The following is a 17,786-nucleotide window of genomic DNA, read 5'->3' as shown; positions in this document are numbered from 1 at the left end:
ACGCTCCTTTCCTAAGGATACGCCTGATATGAAAGAGATTGCTTTACCCCTCCACCCGGCGCCGGCGCGCGTCTGGATAGCCGTCGTTGCGCTCGGGCTCTGCGCCTTTTCGATCGTCACCAACGAACTGGCGCCGGTGGGCATGCTCAGCGCCCTGGCGGCGGATTTTCACCAGACGGAATCCGGCATGGGCCTCGCCGTCACCGCCTATGGCTGGGTGGGCGCCCTGGCGGCTCTGCTTTCCGGCGCGATGCCGGCGCGTATTTCCCGCAAGGCGCTGCTGGTCGGGCTGATGCTGATCCTGGCGCTTTCCTGCCTCGCCGCAACCCGGTCTTATTCGATGTTCGCCCTGATGAGCGCCCGCATGATTGGCGCCCTGGCGCATGGCGCCTTCTGGGCCTTAATTGGCATCGTCGCCGCGCAGCTGGTACCGCCGCACCGGCTGGGGCTGGCCACGGCGATCATTTTTGGCGGCGTGTCGGCGGCAAGCGTAGTGGGGGTACCCCTGGCGAGCTTTATCGCCACCCTGGCGGGCTGGCGACACGCGTTTATGGCGATGGCCTTGCTGTCACTGGCCGCCGCTGCGGCGCTGTGCTCAACGCTGCCCCCGCTGGCCGCCCCTGCCTCCGTCAGGCTGCGTGTTTATCGCGATATTTTCCGCAATCCGCTGCTCGGTGGCCTGTATGGCGCCACGGCCTGCATCATTACCGCACACTTTGCCGCCTTCACCTACATTGAACCGCTGCTGATAAATCTGCAGGGAGTCCCGGCGACCGCCCTCTCCGGCCTGCTGCTGCTGTCAGGGGTTTCCGGGCTGCTGGGTAACGTTATCGCCGGTAAGCTTATCGATCGTCATCTGAAGGGGCTGATTTTCGCTGCGCTGCTGCTGAGCGGGGGCGCGCTGGCGATCCTTGGCGCCGCCCGTCTTGCGCCACTGCCGTTCTGTTTTAGCGGGCTACTGTTAGCCCTGTGGGGCGCCGGCATCGCGATTGTGTTCGTCGGCTTACAGACCTGGCTGCTGCGCAGCGCGGGCGCGGTCGCCCAGCCGGCGTCAGCCATTTACGTGGCCATTTTTAATGCCGCCATCGGCACCGGGGCGCTTGTCGGCGGCCAGCTGATCGCCTCAGCTGGCCTGTCGGGAATGGTGTGGCTGGCGGCGGGGATCATGGTGGGCAGTACGCTGCTGATCGCCCTGCTGAAAGCGCCCTCGGCCCGCTAAACGCTGCCCTGTAAAACCGCGTTTTCACGGTCCAGAGTGAAGATCTGCCACACGACGCGGGTCGCGCTCAAGGTAAAAATGGCCGTCGCCAGCGTATTTTCCTCATCCGGATCGTCGGGAGACAGCCGGTAAATCGGTAACAGCGGATCCTGCTGGTCGGAGAGCATCGCTTTCGCTGTCACGCCATCCAGCGGCGGGTTCGTCGCCAGCCACGCGTCCAGGCGCCGCTGGCGCGAAGCGGAGCTCCCGGTCACGATCTGTTCAATGGCCGCAAGCTGGGGATGGATCAGATGGTTGGCATGCCCGCCGGTGGTGGACAACTCGAGCACCGAGCTGCCGGAGCCGGTGGCTTCCACGCTAAACAGACGGCTATCACCCATCTGGCCCAGGGTGTGGTGAAATGCGCCCGCGCGCAGCGTGGCGCTCAGCAAAGTGACGGCTTCCTCTAAGGTGGCGGCGTTCAGCGATGCGCGGGCCACAATCTGGCGCGGCATGCCGTCCGGACGATGCACGGCGCGAATATTGTTGACCGTATTGACTATCCCCTTCTCATTCACCGCGAAGGTGTGCCCGCACAGGGAGCCGGGATAGGCAAAGCTGGTGAAGGCGAGGCCCACCTCCGGGGTTACGCTGACGATGGCGCACTCTTCACGCAGCTGCGGGAAGCCGTCTTCATTGTGCGCAATGATCAACGCGCCCTCCGGGCTTCTCCCCGCCAGGGTGGTGCAGCCATCTGACGTCGAACGTACCAGATCGCCGCGACAGTTCCAGGCGAACACCTCATCCACCGGCGCCTGCAGCCCCTCCGCCATGCCCTCCAGCTCCTGCCAAATCAGCGGGAACTGCGCCTGCACGGCTGCACGCATGCGCTGGGTCTGTTCCGCCGTTTTCAGGGCGGTTACGGTTTGCCACAGCGCCGTTTGCCTGATTTTAGTATGCCAGGCCTCACGACCAAACGCGCCAAGCTGCTGACCGACCGCATAGGCGGAACCACGGATTGCGATTGTTTTCATATTGTCATCATTCACTTATGTTCAGGATACGTGTTGCAAAAACTCTTGCAGTCGCGGATTGCTGCTGGCCGTGAGCAGCGCCTCAGGTGAACCATCTTCGGCGATAGTGCCGCCATCAATAAAGATCAACCGGGAAGCCACCTCTCTGGCAAAGCCAATCTCATGGGTCACAATCACCATCGTCATGCCCTCTTCGGCCAGGGATCGCATGACCTTTAACACCTCATGCCGCAGTTCAGGATCGAGGGCGGATGTTGGCTCATCAAATAACATCATTTTGGGTTTCACCGCCAGGGCGCGCGCTATCGCCACGCGCTGCTGCTGACCGCCCGAGAGCTCTGCCGGATAGTGGTTGGCGCGTTCACGCAGCCCCACGCGGTCCAGCAACGCCAGCGCCTGCTCCCGCGCCGCGGCCTTGCTCTGCTTGCGCACGCGAAGCGGACCAAACATGACATTCTCCAGGGCGGTCAGATGCGGAAACAAATGAAACTGTTGAAACACCATACCGGCTTCGCGGCGAATATCACACTCATTCGCATGCGGATCCGTAATGTGCATGCCCGCCACCAGCAGCGTTCCCGAAGAGATCGCCTCCAGCTTGTTGATACAGCGCAGCAGGGTCGATTTTCCCGAGCCGGACGGGCCAATGATCACCACCACCTCGCCCGCTTCAATCTTTAAATTGATATCGTGCAGCACCTGAGTGGCGCCGAAGTTTTTCGCCACCGCGCTAAATTCAACCATGCTCATAAAATATGGATCCTTTTCTCAAGTTGTTTCAGCAGGAAGCTCAGGCACAATGTCAAAAACAGATAAATCATCGCCACCGCCGTCCACACCTCCAGCGCCCGAAAATTGCCGGCAATAATCTCTTGTCCCTGACGGGTTAATTCTGCCACGCCAATGACAATAAACAGCGAGGTATCTTTTATACTGATAATCCACTGATTGCCTAATGCCGGGATCATCCGCCGAAAAGCCAGCGGCATAATGACATGCCACAGGGTGCTGCGCGGCGATAATCCCATCGCCAGGCTGGCTTCTTTAAATCCTTTATTAATCGACAGAATCGCGCCCCGGGTGATCTCCGCTATATAAGCCCCGGAGTTAATCACAATGGTGATAATGGCGGCGGGAACCGGGTCAATACGCACTGGCAACACCATCGGCAGGGCGAAGTAGATAAACATCACCTGCACCATAATTGGCGTCCCGCGGATGACTTCCACAAACACCAGCGATACCGTTTTGGATATTGTTCCGCCTAATGCGCGGCAGGTCCCGGCCAGCAAGCCAATGATTAATCCACCTAATAAACCTGATAACGAAATAATCAGCGTCAGCTGCAAACCTTGCATCAGCAGCGGTAATGCATCCCAAATATAGCGACTGTCAAAATTCATGCTTCTACCCGTAAAGAAAATATAAGGTCGGATCGCTCCGACCTGGCAGGGTTATTTCGGCTGTTTAGCAAACCACTTTACGTAAATCTTGTCGTAGGTGCCATCGGCGCGCAGGGCCTGCAGGGCCTGGTTGACTTTTGGCGTCAGGCTGCTGTTTTTCTGCATCGCAAAGCCATACTGCTGTGGCAGAATGCTGTCCGTCTCACCGGTGGATTTGACCTTGCCGTTACCCGCCGTCTTCACGTAGTAAAGGACATTCGGTGAATCATGAACCACGGCATCGAGATTACCGGCCTGCAGGTCAAGGTAGGTGTTATCGATATTCGGGAACTCGATATAATTCGCTTTATATTTGCTTTTCATAAAGCTGGCTGCCGCCGTCCCCTGCTTAAGGCCGACTTTTTTCCCGGTCAAATCGCTGAATTTAACAATGGAGTTGTCGGTACTTTTCACGGCCATGAGCAGGTCGGCATTATAATATCCTTCGCTGAAGTCTACGACCTGCTTGCGCGCATCGGTAATCGTTATTCCCGCCATCGCCACATCCAGATTACGCGACTGCAGACCGGGGATCAGGCCGCCGAAATCCATCGGCCTTAATTCGTAGCTGATATGCATTTTCTTCGCAATCGCGTCCCACAGATCGATATCAAAGCCGACATATTTATCGCCTTGTTTAAATTCAAATGGAACAAAGGCAGTATCGACACCCACCGTTATTTTATCTTCTGCTGCTGTCACAAAACTGACTGAACAAATAACTAATGCCAGCGTCAGCTTTAATTTCTTAAATAATCCACTCATAATTACCCTCAGCGTCAGTGAAATAGCCTACAACGAACGTCATTCTGCGAAATATCTCGCCGGAAGAATTAATAATAAGAGCTGATATGCCGGGCGCAGTTTTATGCGCCCGAATAAAATCGATAACTTATTCAGAAAACAGAGAGTCAGAGGTATCCGGTACTGGCGTTTGCGCGCTGTTCATCACCATGGAGAGAAAACTGTAATAACCGTTTATTCCAATCAGATCCACCACGCCCTTCTCGCCCCATAACTCAATGGCTTGTTGCCAGGTCTCATCGCTGACCTTTTGCTGTTGATGCAGCTGCTGACAGAAGTCATAGATCGCCTGCTCATCGGGCCGCAGATCCGCGGGCCGGCGCCTTTCCTTAATCGCCTGCACCGCCGCGGCAGAGATCCCTTTCTCGCGGGCTATCGGCGCATGGATCGCCCACTCTACCGGCTGCGACCAGTGCCGCGCGGTCAGCAAAATCGCCAGTTCAGAAAGACGCTGGCCCAGCGCGCTGCGATAGCGCAGGTACTCCCCCATACGCTGGGCATGGGCCATCAGCTCGGGACTACGCAGCAGCGGCTCAAAAGGCGGCAGTAAGGCGCCGCGCGGTCCGTTGATGATCTCTTCCGCTAACTGACGCTGCCGATCGTCCCATTCCTGTTCCGCCAGGGGCGGTAAACGATTGATCATAATCTCCCCGTCTCTTCGCGGATCACACAGTCCAGGGTATCGACCACAAAATCGAGCTGCGCCGGGGTGATGATAAACGGCGGTGCAATCAGGATGTGGTCGCCAGACTGGCCATCGATCGTGCCGCCCATGGGATAGACCATCAGTCCACGCGCCATACAGTTTGCTTTGATCGCAGCGTGCAGCTTCAGGGCAGGATCGAATGGCGTTTTGGCGTCTTTATCGCGCACCAGTTCGACCCCCGCAAACAGGCCGCGTCCGCGCGTATCACCGACATGCGGTAACTCCCCCAGCACCTCGCGCAGCGCCTTGTGCAGATAGGCGCCCTGCTGTTTGACGGCGTCCAGTAAATTATCGCGCGCGATCACCTGCTGCACCGCCAGGGCTGCCGACGCGGCGGTGGCATGACAAATGTAAGTGTGACCGTGCTGGAACAACCCGCTGCCCGCCTTCAGCGCGGAGACGATGGTCTCACTCGCCAGCACCGCCCCAATCGGCTGATAGCCTCCGCCGAGCCCCTTGGCGATGGTCACTAAATCGGGCACCACGTCGTCCTGTTCAAACGCATGCAGCGTCCCGGTCCGCCCCATACCGCACATCACCTCATCCGCGATGTACAGGATGCCGTATTTGTCGCACAGGCGGCGGACCCCTTGCAGATAGCCCGGCGTCGGCGGCGTGGCTCCCGTCGTCGCTCCCACCACCGTTTCCGCACAGAAACCGATGATCGTTTCCGGGCCGGCCTCAAGGATGGCTTGCTCCAGCTCATTGAGCAAACGTTCGGTATACTGTTGCTGGGTCTCGTCAGCCCGGCGATCGCGGTACTCATTGCAGGCGGAGACGCGGATAACATCCATTAATAAGGGGGCAAACTGGCGACGGCGCCATTCGTTACCGCCCACCGCCAGCGCGCCCAGCGTATTGCCATGATAGCTCTGTTTACGGGCGATAAAGCGGGTGCGTGATGGCTGGCCGATCTCCACAAAGTACTGCCGCGCCATCTTCAGCGCCGTCTCTACCGCCTCAGAACCGCCCGAGACAAAGTAGGCGTAGTTAAGCTCGCCGGGCGCCGTGCGGGTGAGATGTTCGGCAAGCTGCTCGACGGCATCGCTGGTGAAAAAGCTGGTATGCGCATAGGCCAGCCGATCGATCTGGCGGTGCATCGCCGCCAGCACATCAGGATGCGCGTGTCCGAGGCAGGAAACCGCCGCCCCGCCACAGGCATCAAGATACGGTTTTCCCTGGGCATCAAAGATATAGGCCCCTTGCGCACGTGAGGCCACCATCGGCGTGCTACGCAGGCTGCGGTGAATGACATGACTCATACTGGGTTCTGCTCCTGAATCCGCTACATTAATTGAGCGTATCTTGCAGGATCCATTTGGATCACGTCAACGAATTAAAGATATAAATGCATCCATTATACTTATAACTGATACATTTGAATCATTTATCAGGACTTACCGGGGATCACGTAGGCGCCAGACTCAATGAGATAGCGTTCGGCACTTTCAATTTTACTCACCGCCTCCCGGCCGTGGCGCACCACCAGCATCGCCAGCAGACACTCCGCCAGCCCCATGCCGGAGACCACGGAAGGAAAAAATGACGGACTGTCGATGGAGAACAGCAGCGTGCAGTCTGCCGCCTGCGCTAAGGGGGAAACCGGCGAGTCGGTAATGGCGAGGATCTTCGCCCCAGCCTGCCGGGCTGCCCGTAAAACATCCAGTGATTCGCGTGAATAGGGCGCAAAGCTGGTGAGTAAGACGCAGTCCCGGGCGGTCAGTTCGCGGGTGAAAACTTCGATATTGCTGGCCAGGCCATCGATCAATGACACCTGGCGGTTGAACAGTCGATAGACATAGAACAGCGACCACGCGATCGGAAAGCTGGCGCGGAATCCGCAGATATAGACATTCTCCGCGCTATCGAGCAAGGTCACCGCCTGCTCCATCTGCTGGGCATTTTCGTTTTGCGTAAAGGTCAGGTTCGCCTGATGCGCCTGAAATACCTCTTTATACAGCTGCGTTTGCGTGCCGCGGGCCATCATTTTTTCCGCTTTTGATACGTATGTATCATTGCGCAGCCCCAGGTCGTCAATGAAATCGCTTTTTAGCTCGCTCCAGCCGCGGTAGCCCAGCCGCTGCGCCAGACGCAGCAGCGTCGCCGGTTTTACCCCGGCTTCCGCCGCGAAGGCGCGCATGGATAACACCACCAGCTGACTGGCATTTTGCAGTGAGAACTCGGCGGCGCGTTGCAGCTCGGGCGACAACCCGCCGAATTCATTAATAATTTTTTCCCTGAGATTCATGGCAGCCACTGACTGGTTTTAAGTGAAAGCTATCTAATCATATTTGAGATCAAGACTCTATAGGCTGGCATAACACCCGGGGGCCATCCTTTGCGGTTCTGAGCATGACTAACCGCCGTGCCCGTCACCTCTCCAGCCAGTCGATAAAAAACGCCATAAACGCCGATACCTGAGGGGGCTGCAGCTTTCGCTGGGGAAAGACAAACTGCAGCCCAACCTCCTTGCGGTCTAACCGGCTGAAACCGGTGAAGCGGTCGGCAAACAGCACCTGAAGCCGCCCCTCCTCGACATCCCTCTTCACATCCCACCATGATTTACCGGCGATCCCCGCCCCGCTGAGCGCCCACTGCCGCAGCAGTGCCCCATCGTCGCAGACCATCGCCGGCGTCACCCGGATGACCTGCTCTTTTCCCGCGTCCTCAAAGCGCCACTCGTTCATCACCACGCCGTGCCGCTCCAGCGCCAGGCAGCGATGATGATGCAGCGCCTCGGGCGAAGCAGGCGTTCCACGGGCGGCAAGGTAAGCCGTCGAGGCCACCAGCACTCGGTGGTTAGGACGAATGTGGCGGATGGCCAGGCTGCTGTCCGGCAGGTTACCGACGCGGATGCTCATATCCAGCCGGTTGGCGACCAGATCCTCCACGCGCTCGCCTAAGTAGACGGAAAAGGTCACTTCCGGGTGACGGCGGGTAAAGTCGACGATGGCCGGGCTAAGGTATTGTCGGCCAAAGTCGGAGGGGGCGGAAAGACGAATATCGCCGCTCAGGACCCCCTCTTTTTGCGTCAGCAACGACTCGGCGTGGCGCGCCTCCTCCAGCACGCGCCGCGCGGCATGATAAAAATCTTCCCCCGCGTTGGTCAGAGTGATAGCCCGCGTGGAACGATGGAACAGGCGGGTCTGATAACGCTCTTCCATCGCCTTCAGGCGGGCCGTCATGGTGGCCGGCGAGAGCGACAACCGTCTGCCGGCGGCGGAGAGCCCCCCCGCCTCGGCGACGGCCACCAGCAGCGCCATATCTTCCAGTTTGCCCATTTTTCGTATTTCCCGAAAAGTGAATCTATTTTTCGTCTAATTATCAAAATCAGATCCCGACTGTAAAGTGATTTCCATTCCACTCGCAAGGGACACCCTTATGAACACGCTCTCACTTTTTGATCGTCATCGCATCGGTACGCTGCCGCTGAAAAACCGCATCGTCATGGCCCCCATGACCCGGGCGCGCGCCCTGCAGCCGGGAAATATCCCCTCCGCGCTGATGGCGGAGTATTACCACCAGCGCGCCAGCGCGGGGTTGATCGTCACGGAAGCGACGCAAATCTCTCCCGAGGGACAGGGGTACTCCTGGACGCCCGGCCTGCATTCCGCAGACCAGATTGCCGGCTGGCAGCTGACGACCCGGGCCGTACACCAGGCCGGCGGCGTTATTTTTTCTCAGCTCTGGCACGTGGGACGCATGTCGCACGCCCGTTTTCATGCGGATGGTCAACCCGTGGCCCCCTCGGCGCTGGCGCCGGACGCCCAGGTCTGGGTGGTGGATGAGCAGGGCCGGGGCCAGATGGTGGACTGTCCACCGCCGCGGGCGCTCTCCCGGTCGGATATCCAGCGAATTGTCGCCGATTACCGCCAGGCGGCGCGCAATGCGATCGCGGCGGGGTTTGACGGCGTGGAGGTGCACGGCGGCAATGGCTATCTGATCGACCAGTTCCTGCGGCGTACCGCCAACCAGCGCACCGATGAGTACGGCGGTAGCCTGAACAACCGGATCCGTTTTGCCCAGGAGGTGCTGATCGCCATCGGCGACGCTATCGGCCGCGAGCGGACGGGCATCCGCCTTTCCCCCTTCATTACCCAGCGCGGGATGAACGATCCGCAGGTGATCGACGCCATCCTTGCCCTGGCGGCCTGGTGCGAACAGCAGGGTATCGCCTTTATCCACCTGGCGGAGGCGGACTGGGACGATGCGCCAGCCGTTCCCCGGCACTTCCGCGACACGCTGCGCGCAACCTTCAGCGGCACGCTGATCGTGGCCGGGAATTACGATCAGCAGAAGGCGGAGCGCATTCTTGGCGCCGGTCTCGCCGACCTGGTGGCTTTTGGCCGGCCGTTTATTGCCAATCCCGACCTGCCGCAGCGGCTTCAGCACCGCTGGCCGCTGGCGACCGTCAGCGATCCCGGCACGCTGTTTGGCGGAACGGCGGCGGGCTATACCGACTATCCCTTCTATACGGAGCATAAAGAGTGAAAATGACCCACATCATGTTACCTGCCGGGCGTGGTGTCGCTGTTGCCCGCACGCTGGCCAGGCGCGGCCTCACGCGCCGTCGCTGCGCCACCGCGCTGCTGCTTGCCGGAATGTCCGGCTCCGCGTACGCAGCCCAACAGGATCTGCTGAAGCCGGCACAACTCATCGCTGACGGCAGCCTTCCCGCTGCCACACGCGCAGCCAATGAATATGTCGCCAGGCAATACGCCACGTTCTGGAATACCGGCGATGACGCGCTGGCCCGGGCGGCACTGGCGGAGAACTTTATCGATAAAACGCCCCCGGAAGGGCGCCAACAGGGGCCGGAAGGAGCGATCCTCGCCTCCAGAGCGTTTCGCCAGGCGGTGCCGGATTTACGCTGTGATGTCGAACAAATGATCGTGGCCGGTGACCGGGTGGTCTCACACTTACATTTTCATGGCCACTTTACCGGGACCTTCGGCACCCGGCAGGGTAAAGGACAAAATATCGATTTTATCGCCACCGATATCTATCAGATCAGCGGCGGTAAAATTGCCGCCAACTGGCATATTGAAGATAACCTGACGCTGATGAAACAGCTGGGCGCGCAATAAGCTGCCCACCCGGATGATGAGTAAGCGATCGGCAAAACCACGAGCCGCCCCGGTCTCCGCCGGGGCGGCTCGCCTGGCGACAGACTGTGCTTAGATTTGCGCCATTCCACCGTCGACATAGATCTCTGCGGCGTTAATAAAGCTCGACTCATCCGACGCTAAAAACACCACCGTCCGACCAATCTCCTCCGGCTCGCCCAGCCGTCCGAGCGGTACGCTGGCGGCCAGAGCATCGAACAGGCCCTGACGGTCCGCCTCCGCCACCAGCCCGCCCAGACCCGGGGTACGTACCGGCCCCGGGCTGACGACATTGATGCGGATCCCGCGATCGTTCACCTCCAGCGCCCAGGAGCGCGCCAGGCTGCGTACCGCAGCTTTACTGGCGCTATAGATGCTGAAGTTAGCCGTCCCTTTGACCGCCGCCGTAGAGCCGGTCAAAATCACCGAGGCGCCGTCGGTGAGCAGCGGCAGCGCTTTCTGCACGGTGAACACCACCCCGCGCACGTTGGTGGCGAAAATCCGCTCGACGTGCGCTTCGGTGATGGCGCTGAGCGGCAGCATATCCCCGCCGCCAGCATTGGCGAACAGCACATCCAGGCGGCCGGAATCGTCGGCAATGGTCGCAAATACCGCGTCAAGGTCGCTTAACACGGCGGCGTCGGCGCGGATCCCGCGGGCGGCGGGCCCGATGAATCTTACCGCCGCATCCAGCTCCTCCTGTCGGCGGCCGGTGATATACACCTTCGCGCCCTGCTCCGCCAGCGCTTTCGCCGACGCCAGGCCAATCCCGGTGCTGCCGCCGGTCACTAACGCCACTTTATCCGCAAGTTTTTTGCTCATGGTGCATTTCCTTGGTTAGAGTATAAACAGGCCAGGCTCGCGAAAGCGCCCCGCCGGGTATGGAAAGCACTGTAATCGCCTCAGAGAGGCGGAAAAATGGCCTAATCTGAAAAACACTTTTCCCCTCCGTGGATAATGACGTCCAATAACCAGGATCACGCCCATAATGGACCGGTTTTCAGCCCTCAAAGCCTTCATCCGCGTTGTCGAAGCCGGCAGCTTTACCCGCGCCGCGGACTCGCTGGATATGCCCAACGCCACGCTCAGCAAAACCATCAAGCAGTTGGAAGCGCACCTGGGGGTTTCCCTCCTGCAGCGCACCACCCGGCGTATTACCGTAACGCCGGAAGGACGGGAGTACTATGAAAAAGCTCGCTGCCTGCTGGAAGACCTGGAAGAGATCGACGCCTCCTTCAATACCGCCCACAATAAGCCGAAGGGCCATCTGCGGATCGCCATCGGCGGGTCGACCGCGCGCGATGTGCTGATCCCGCTGCTGGCGGACTTTATGACCTCCTGGCCGGATATCCATATTGATTTGCAGGTGGCCGATAAACCCGCGGACCTCATCAGCGGCAATATTGACTGCGCCATCCGCGGCGGGCCGATGGAAGACTCGACGCTGATCGCCCGTAAAATCGGCGAGGCGACGCTGGTCACCTGCGCCACCCCGGGCTATCTTCAGCGCTACGGTACGCCCGCCTCGCCGGATGAACTGAACCATGGCCACCGGCTCATCAGCTACCTGTCGCCGGCCAGCGGCAGAGCGTTTCCGTTTCGCTTTACGCGTCACGGCGTCAGTACCGAGCTCAAGACAGAGCCCCATCTCGGCATCAATGAGAGCAACGCGCATATTGCCGCCGTCGAGGCGGGCTTAGGCATTGTGCAGACCTTTACCTATTCGCTAAGACCGGCGCTGGCAAGCGGCAAACTGGTGGAGATCCTCAGCGCCTGGCGCCCGGCCCCCTATCCCTTTCACGTCGTCTATGCCCGGCACCGGCACGTCCCGCCCCGGCTCCGCGTCTTTATTGACTGGCTGGCGGCGGTTTTTCCGGACGCGGTGCAGGGATAGCGCGCGTTATCTGACGCGGAGCAGGTCGTCGTATCGCGTGGTGTAGCGCGGCGATAGCATCTCTCGCTTCATCTGCCACTGCTGCTGGATCCCCTGGCCGGCAAAATAGAGCGCCCCCCTGCCGTTTTTCGCATTCAGCTGGTCGAGCACCTGCATCAGCCTGGCGCTGTTCTGCCGCGGGGCAAGCTCGTCGAACAGGTTCAGCTGGGCGACGCCCTGGCTGTAGAAATCGCCGAGCATCACCCCGGCCTTCTGATAGCGGTGCCCCGCTTTCCAGATGGCGTCCAGGCAGCTTGTCGCCGCGACGATAATATCCCGGGAATCCTGCGTCGGCGTCAGCAGCTTCAGCGAGGCGCTGTTGCCGTAATAGGGTTCATTCAGCGCGAAGGGGCTGGTTTTGACAAAGGTGGAGACAAACCGGCAGTACTGATGCTCACCGCGCAGCTTTTCTGCTGCCCGCGCGGCATAGCTGCAGATCGCCTGGCGCATATCCTCATAGGCCGTAATGCGATCCCCGAACGAGCGGCTGCAGATAATTTCCTGCTTCGCGGGGGCAAACTCCTCCAGCGCCAGGCAAGGCTCGCCGCGCAGCTCCCGTACCGTTCGCTCGAGCACCACCGTGAAGTGCTTGCGGATAAAGCGGATATCGCTCTCCGCCAGCTGGAGTACCGTGCCGATCCCCATCGCCTCGAGCTTTTTGCCGATCCGCCGCCCGATGCCCCAGACCTCACTCACCGGCAGCAGCGCCATCAGCTTTCGCTGCCGCTGCGGGCAAGATAAATCCACTACCCCGCCCGTCTGCCGCTGCCACTGCTTCGCCGCGTGGTTGGCCAGCTTCGCCAGGGTTTTGGTCGGGGCGATCCCGACGCCCAGCGTCAGATGGGTGCGCTGCTGCACCGTGGCGCGGATTTCCCGGCCAAAGTCAGTCAGATCTCTGCAGTGGCGCACGCCGCTGACATCGCAAAAGGCTTCATCGATACTGTAAATTTCGCAGCGCGGGGCGAGCTCTTCCAGGGTGGACATCACCCGGCTGGACATGTCGGCGTACAGCTCATAGTTGCTGCTGAACGCCACGACGCCGTGGCGAAGAAACGCCGCCTTCTGCTTAAAGTAGGGTTCGCCCATTTTCACAAACGGCTTCGCCTCCGCCGAGCGGGCGATCACGCAGCCATCGTTGTTCGACAGCACCACCACCGGCCGCCCCTTCAGGTCTGGCCGGAAGGCGGTCTGGCAGCTCGCATAGAAGGCGTTCACATCACAGTGCGCGAACATGATCAGCCCGCCGCCTTGATGATGTAGGTCACCACGCCGAAAATATCGAGCGTCTCCTCGCGGCCGACCACGATGGGCGAATAGGCCGGGTTCATCGGGTTAAGCTGCACCCGCGGCAAAAGCTGCAGCTTTTTTACGGTAAACTCGCCGCCGACGGCGGCAATCACGATATCGCCATGCTCCGCTTTGCGCGCGCTGTCCACCACCAGCAGATCGCCTTCGTCAATGCCGGCGTCGATCATGCTGTCGCCAGCGGCTTTGACAAAATAGGTCGCGCTGGGATGCTGCACCAGCAGCTCGTTGAGGTCGATTCGCTTCTCGACATAGTCCTGAGCCGGGCTGGGAAAGCCGCACTGCACCAGATCGGCAAAAAAGGGAAAGGAGACAATCTGACGTAGCTCAACCGGCGTGTAAAAGTTCATTTTTCAACCCACCATATAATACTGAATATATATACAGTAGTTTTGCCGGTTTTGCCGGTCAATATCGGCTCCAGCTATCAATCGCCAGCACTGAAATAACTCCTTGATGTCACTGAAGGTCACCGTCGTCGGTGGCGAACCGTTTGCTGCTTTTGCGCGCAGCCCGCCCGCCGCGCGAGGTGGCGGATACGCAGCGCCGCGGCAATCGCTTGACACTGTACATTAATACAGTAAAACTATCGCCCGCGATCAGCATACAGAGGACAGAAGATGTTTGTGGAACTGATTTATGACAAGCGCAATTTTGCCGGACTGCCGGGCGCCAGAGAGACCATTCTTAACGAGCTGACCAAACGCATGCAGCGCATTTTTCCGGAGGCGGAAGTGCGCGTGAAGCCGATGATGACGCTCCCGGCGATCAACACCGACGCCAGCAAGCATGAAAAAGAGCTGATCAGCCGCACGGTGCAGGAGATGTTTGAAGAGGCGGACATGTGGCTCACTGAAGAGTAATCCCGCCCGTCCCTCGCGGCCCCCCCTCTTTAAGAGCTTTCCCGGATGTGGCAGAGCCACGGGCAACAGTACAATAGCGGCGGTTGCAGACTGGCAATGCAACCTTCGCTCACCTGCTGGCTCTTGCATACGGCCAGCAGGTGAGCCTCCCCTCATCGCCTCACAGCGTCTCCGGCAGCGCCGCCATTATCCGATCCACCAGCTCGCGATGCTGATGCACCTTCCCGCATTTAACGATAACCTGCCTGGCGTTGTCATAGCCCGGCGCCCACAGACGGTTGTTGAGCAGAACGTCCTTGTAGACCGCGATCAGCGGTTTGTTCCACGCCGCCGCCATGTGCACCACCGAGGTGTCCGGGGAGATAATCAGCTCCGCCTGGGCAATCAGCGCCATCGCATGGTGCAACGTGTTAAATGGATTAACCACCACCTCCGGCGGCAGCGGGATGCGGATCTCGCGCCGGTGATCGAGCAGAATCACCGCGATCCCCGGATGGCGAGCCAGCAGCTTGTCGAGGAGTTCGGCCAGCTGCGTCTGCGAGAGACTGCGGTCGGCATGGCCGGCAAAAATATTAATCACTACCGCTTTTCCGCTCAGCGACGCCAGATACTGCGCCACCTCCTGCATAATCGGCCCGGGGATCGCCAGGTCGTAAGCATCCAGCCCGCAGGTGTCCAGTTTGAGATAATCGGCGATCAACTCGAACGTTTTCGTCACGTGCCAGCGCTGGCAGTCAAAATCAAAAGAGTGGGAGTAGTGCTTAATCGACGGCCATTTATTAAACCCGAGCACCGATTTCGCTTTTATTTGTCGGAAAAGCCGTAGACGATGCACGGGAATATCGAACAGCGAAGGGTCAATAATAATATCGTACTTATTATTAGCCAGTTCAGTAATAACGTCGCGGGGAACGTTATGATTAAATTTTCGCAAAAAATTGGCGGACGTGACCGGGTCAGCTTCATAAATATGGCGGATCCGCGGGTTATAACGCATCACCTGGCTATTAGAGGTCGTCAGCAGGAAATCAACGATATAGCCTGACTGATGCAGGCATTTCACCAGCGCGGAATCCACTACCACATCGCCGACCGCCCCCTCATTACGCATCAGTAAGACGGTTTTCGCGGACGACAAATCCACCGGCTGACGGCGTCGGCGATCCCAGAGCGCTTTCGCCACTCCCACCCGCAGGGCATTACGTACTTTCTTAGTAAAGTAATTCCGCCGTCTGTTGAGCTCCCTTATTTTATTAAACTTCTTGCGTGGGGAACCCTGCATGGTTGCATCGTGCATCATCCTAACCTCATTACGGCAATCATTAATATTCTGTGTCGTCCGATAAAGACTGAGCGAAATAAAAAAAGTTCGATTGAAAATGAAAATCATTCTTTTTTTTATTTACAAAACTCATCCAGCCCTGCGGGATTGCAACACAGCACTGTGAAGCAATAATGAGTGAATAGTGAATTTCCCGGCCCACCGTTGGCAGGCCGGCGCAACAGCGCTAAGCTGGCTGCTTGATGATGTCAGGAGGACGCTATGCTTGAAGCAGTAGAAGGTAATATCCACCAGCGGCTGCGCGCGCTGCTCGACGAACACCAGGCGCGCTACCGGGTGATGGCACACGACGCGGTCGGCCAGTGCGAAGCCGTCTCGGCGATCCGCGGCACCGCGCTTGGCCAGGGCGCGAAAGCGTTAGTCTGTAAAGTAAAAGGAAACGGCGTCAACCAGCATGTGCTGGCGATCCTCGCCGCCGATCAGCAGGCCGATCTGGCCAGCCTGGCCCGGCATATCGGCGGCAGCAAAGCCTCGCTGGCCAGCCCGGCGGAAGTGGAGGCGCTCACCGCCTGCGTGTTCGGCGCCATTCCCCCCTTCAGCTTCCATCCGGCGCTGCGCCTGGTGGCCGACCCGCTGCTGTTTGAGCGCTTTCCACAAATCGCCTTTAACGCCGGGCGCCTGGACCGGTCGATCATTCTCGATACCGAAGACTATTTACATATCGCCCGACCGGAGATCGCGACCTTTCGCCGTCTTAGCTAACCGGGCATCGGCCCTGATTTCCGCCGTATGGCGCAAAAATCCTGTTTATTCACGCCACGATGCGTAGAGTAAGCGGGATATTTTTTGGCATTCTTTTTTTGGCAAGGACCTCTGTACATGTTTGATACCACCCTGTTGATCCTGCTGGGTCTGGCGGCGCTCGGCTTTATCAGCCATAACACCACCGTAGCGATCTCCATCCTCGTGCTGATTATCGTGCGCGTCACGCCGCTGAACGCCTTCTTTCCCTGGATTGAGAAACAGGGACTGACCGTCGGGATCATCATTCTGACTATCGGCGTGATGGCGCCCATCGCCAGCGGCACGCTGCCGCCGTCGACCCTGATCCACTCCTTTATGAACTGGAAATCACTGCTGGCGATTGCGGTCGGGGTGTTTGTTTCGTGGCTCGGCGGGCGCGGCGTCTCGCTGATGGGCTCGCAGCCGCATCTGGTGGCCGGACTGCTGGTCGGTACGGTGCTCGGCGTCGCCCTGTTTCGCGGCGTCCCGGTCGGGCCGCTGATTGCCGCCGGGATCATCTCGTTGTTTATTGGGAAGTCGTAGCCAGGCTGCCGTGATAGCGGCCCGGCGTCTGTCCGAGCCCTTTCTTAAACATGGTGATGAAGGCGGTGGTGGAATCGTAGCCCAGCGCCTGGGCCGTCTGCTGCACCGTCTGCCCGCGGATCAGCTGCTGCAGCGCAAGGATCAGCTGCAGCTGATGGCGCCAGCGGCGAAAGCTCAGCCCCGTTTCACGCACCACCAGCCGCGCCAGATTGCGCTCGCTCATCGCGAACTCCGCCGCCCACTGGCTCAGGGTCTGCCAGCGCGCCGGATCCTCGGCCATCATCGTCACCATCTGGCGAATTTTCGGGTGGTTCGATACCGGCAGCTGCAGGTGCTCCTGCGGCTGCCGGGGAAGCTCATCAAACAGCACCTGCACCAGCCGGGCCATAGCGGGGGCGGCCAGCGACTCGCCGCCGCGTTCCGCAAGGGTGAGGATCAGCTCACGCACCAGTGGGGAAATCTTTAACGTACAGCAGCGGTCCGGCATCGGCGCGGCGCCCGGCTCGATGAACAGGAAGCACACCTGGGCGCCGGGGGTGGCGCGGTTACTGTGGGAAAGCTGCCCCGGGACCCACACCGCATACTGCGGCGGCACCATCCACATCGCGTTCTCCACCTCGCAGGTCAAGGCGCCGTGCAGGGCGAGGATCAGTTGCCCCTTACGGTGGGAATGCGCCGGAATATACTGCTCCGCCTCCACCACCCGAATACGAAAGGCAATAGCCGATTCGTGGCCACTGTCCGGTTCATAACCATCCAGACCCAGTCCGATCATCATGTTGTCCGAT

General features: G+C 59.5%; 20 protein-coding genes and 1 pseudogene. 8 read left to right on the top strand and 13 right to left on the bottom strand.

Annotated features, from left to right (window positions below):
* Positions 1–28: 28 nt before the first annotated feature.
* Positions 29–1,219 carry an MFS transporter gene (locus ABLU95_RS17145; RefSeq protein ID WP_087848717.1) on the top strand — a complete coding sequence of 397 codons (1,191 nt, stop codon included), beginning with the start codon at positions 29–31 and terminating at the stop codon, positions 1,217–1,219.
* On the opposite strand, the gene ABLU95_RS17140 is transcribed toward ABLU95_RS17145, so the two are convergent.
* The 8 genes from ABLU95_RS17140 to ABLU95_RS17105 form a co-directional block, all read right to left on the bottom strand.
* Positions 1,216–2,232, bottom strand: a complete 1,017-nt coding sequence (locus ABLU95_RS17140; protein WP_261901556.1) for a C45 family peptidase — start codon at positions 2,230–2,232, stop codon at positions 1,216–1,218. The genes ABLU95_RS17145 and ABLU95_RS17140 overlap by 4 nt on opposite strands.
* A gap of 21 nt (positions 2,233–2,253) precedes the next feature.
* A complete protein-coding gene (glnQ, locus tag ABLU95_RS17135) occupies positions 2,254–2,976 on the bottom strand; it encodes a glutamine ABC transporter ATP-binding protein GlnQ (protein WP_032429131.1) in 723 nt (240 codons plus the stop codon).
* Positions 2,977–2,978: 2 nt separating this feature from the next.
* The gene (glnP, locus tag ABLU95_RS17130) at positions 2,979–3,635 is read right to left on the bottom strand and encodes a glutamine ABC transporter permease GlnP (RefSeq protein WP_023289264.1); all 657 of its coding nucleotides are present in this window, start codon (positions 3,633–3,635) and stop codon (positions 2,979–2,981) included.
* 51 nt (positions 3,636–3,686) lie between these two features.
* On the bottom strand, positions 3,687–4,439 hold the full coding sequence (gene glnH, locus ABLU95_RS17125; protein WP_348880045.1) for a glutamine ABC transporter substrate-binding protein GlnH: 753 nt from the start codon (positions 4,437–4,439) through the stop codon (positions 3,687–3,689).
* A gap of 127 nt (positions 4,440–4,566) precedes the next feature.
* Entirely contained in the window at positions 4,567–5,121 is a 555-nt protein-coding gene (locus ABLU95_RS17120) for a 4-carboxymuconolactone decarboxylase (RefSeq protein ID WP_023289262.1), read from the bottom strand.
* A complete protein-coding gene (locus tag ABLU95_RS17115; RefSeq protein WP_348880043.1) occupies positions 5,118–6,446 on the bottom strand; it encodes an aspartate aminotransferase family protein in 1,329 nt (442 codons plus the stop codon). The genes ABLU95_RS17120 and ABLU95_RS17115 overlap by 4 nt, the downstream gene beginning before the upstream one ends.
* A 128-nt stretch (positions 6,447–6,574) precedes the next feature.
* On the bottom strand, positions 6,575–7,432 hold the full coding sequence (locus ABLU95_RS17110; RefSeq protein ID WP_064154862.1) for a MurR/RpiR family transcriptional regulator: 858 nt from the start codon (positions 7,430–7,432) through the stop codon (positions 6,575–6,577).
* Positions 7,433–7,556: 124 nt separating this feature from the next.
* Positions 7,557–8,465 (bottom strand): LysR family transcriptional regulator, encoded by a 909-nt coding sequence (locus tag ABLU95_RS17105; protein ID WP_065882971.1) that lies wholly within the window; start codon positions 8,463–8,465, stop codon positions 7,557–7,559.
* Positions 8,466–8,565: 100 nt separating this feature from the next.
* Here ABLU95_RS17105 and ABLU95_RS17100 point away from each other — a divergent pair, with 100 nt between their 5' ends.
* Both ABLU95_RS17100 and ABLU95_RS17095 read left to right on the top strand, forming a co-directional pair.
* Complete coding sequence (locus tag ABLU95_RS17100) at positions 8,566–9,675, top strand: alkene reductase (protein WP_348880042.1); 1,110 nt, start codon at positions 8,566–8,568, stop codon at positions 9,673–9,675.
* Positions 9,676–9,677: 2 nt separating this feature from the next.
* A complete protein-coding gene (locus ABLU95_RS17095) occupies positions 9,678–10,271 on the top strand; it encodes an ester cyclase (protein ID WP_348880041.1) in 594 nt (197 codons plus the stop codon).
* Positions 10,272–10,361: 90 nt separating this feature from the next.
* Here the strand turns inward: ABLU95_RS17095 and ABLU95_RS17090 are convergent, their stop codons facing one another.
* Positions 10,362–11,111, bottom strand: coding sequence for an SDR family oxidoreductase (locus tag ABLU95_RS17090; RefSeq protein ID WP_277475841.1), 750 nt, complete (start codon positions 11,109–11,111; stop codon positions 10,362–10,364).
* 166 nt (positions 11,112–11,277) lie between these two features.
* Between ABLU95_RS17090 and ABLU95_RS17085 the strand changes: the two genes are divergently transcribed.
* On the top strand, positions 11,278–12,183 hold the full coding sequence (locus ABLU95_RS17085; protein ID WP_101992745.1) for a LysR family transcriptional regulator: 906 nt from the start codon (positions 11,278–11,280) through the stop codon (positions 12,181–12,183).
* Between the two features lie 6 nt (positions 12,184–12,189).
* Here ABLU95_RS17085 and ABLU95_RS17080 read toward each other — a convergent pair whose 3' ends face one another.
* Both ABLU95_RS17080 and ABLU95_RS17075 read right to left on the bottom strand, forming a co-directional pair.
* Positions 12,190–13,455 (bottom strand): Y-family DNA polymerase, encoded by a 1,266-nt coding sequence (locus tag ABLU95_RS17080; RefSeq protein ID WP_348880039.1) that lies wholly within the window; start codon positions 13,453–13,455, stop codon positions 12,190–12,192.
* A gap of 2 nt (positions 13,456–13,457) precedes the next feature.
* Positions 13,458–13,877, bottom strand: coding sequence for a translesion error-prone DNA polymerase V autoproteolytic subunit (locus ABLU95_RS17075; protein ID WP_032452491.1), 420 nt, complete (start codon positions 13,875–13,877; stop codon positions 13,458–13,460).
* A gap of 270 nt (positions 13,878–14,147) precedes the next feature.
* On the opposite strand from ABLU95_RS17075, the gene ABLU95_RS17070 reads away from it, so the two are divergent.
* Entirely contained in the window at positions 14,148–14,390 is a 243-nt protein-coding gene (locus tag ABLU95_RS17070) for a DinI family protein (RefSeq protein ID WP_004203750.1), read from the top strand.
* A gap of 160 nt (positions 14,391–14,550) precedes the next feature.
* Here the strand turns inward: ABLU95_RS17070 and ABLU95_RS17065 are convergent, their stop codons facing one another.
* Positions 14,551–15,687, bottom strand: a complete 1,137-nt coding sequence (locus ABLU95_RS17065) for a glycosyltransferase family 9 protein (RefSeq protein WP_348880117.1) — start codon at positions 15,685–15,687, stop codon at positions 14,551–14,553.
* Between ABLU95_RS17065 and ABLU95_RS17060 the strand changes: the two are divergent.
* From ABLU95_RS17060 to ABLU95_RS17050, 3 genes and pseudogenes are all read left to right on the top strand, one after another.
* Positions 15,682–15,838 (top strand): annotated as a pseudogene (locus ABLU95_RS17060) (hypothetical protein). The gene ABLU95_RS17065 and the pseudogene ABLU95_RS17060 sit on opposite strands and share 6 nt — an antisense overlap.
* A 95-nt stretch (positions 15,839–15,933) precedes the next feature.
* Positions 15,934–16,434 carry a YbaK/prolyl-tRNA synthetase associated domain-containing protein gene (locus ABLU95_RS17055; protein WP_102003894.1) on the top strand — a complete coding sequence of 167 codons (501 nt, stop codon included), beginning with the start codon at positions 15,934–15,936 and terminating at the stop codon, positions 16,432–16,434.
* Positions 16,435–16,551: 117 nt separating this feature from the next.
* Positions 16,552–16,998 carry a DUF441 domain-containing protein gene (locus ABLU95_RS17050; protein WP_004203746.1) on the top strand — a complete coding sequence of 149 codons (447 nt, stop codon included), beginning with the start codon at positions 16,552–16,554 and terminating at the stop codon, positions 16,996–16,998.
* On the opposite strand, the gene ABLU95_RS17045 is transcribed toward ABLU95_RS17050, so the two are convergent.
* Entirely contained in the window at positions 16,982–17,776 is a 795-nt protein-coding gene (locus ABLU95_RS17045; RefSeq protein ID WP_179207822.1) for a helix-turn-helix transcriptional regulator, read from the bottom strand. The two genes, ABLU95_RS17050 and ABLU95_RS17045, sit on opposite strands and share 17 nt — an antisense overlap.
* Between the last annotated feature and the right edge of the window lie 10 nt (positions 17,777–17,786).

Source organism: Klebsiella sp. GG_Kp146 (assembly GCF_040061975.1).
Classification (GTDB): domain Bacteria; phylum Pseudomonadota; class Gammaproteobacteria; order Enterobacterales; family Enterobacteriaceae; genus Klebsiella; species Klebsiella quasipneumoniae.
The sequence above is the reverse complement of the archived record's forward strand: the minus strand, read 5'-3'. Positions and strand labels throughout refer to the sequence as shown.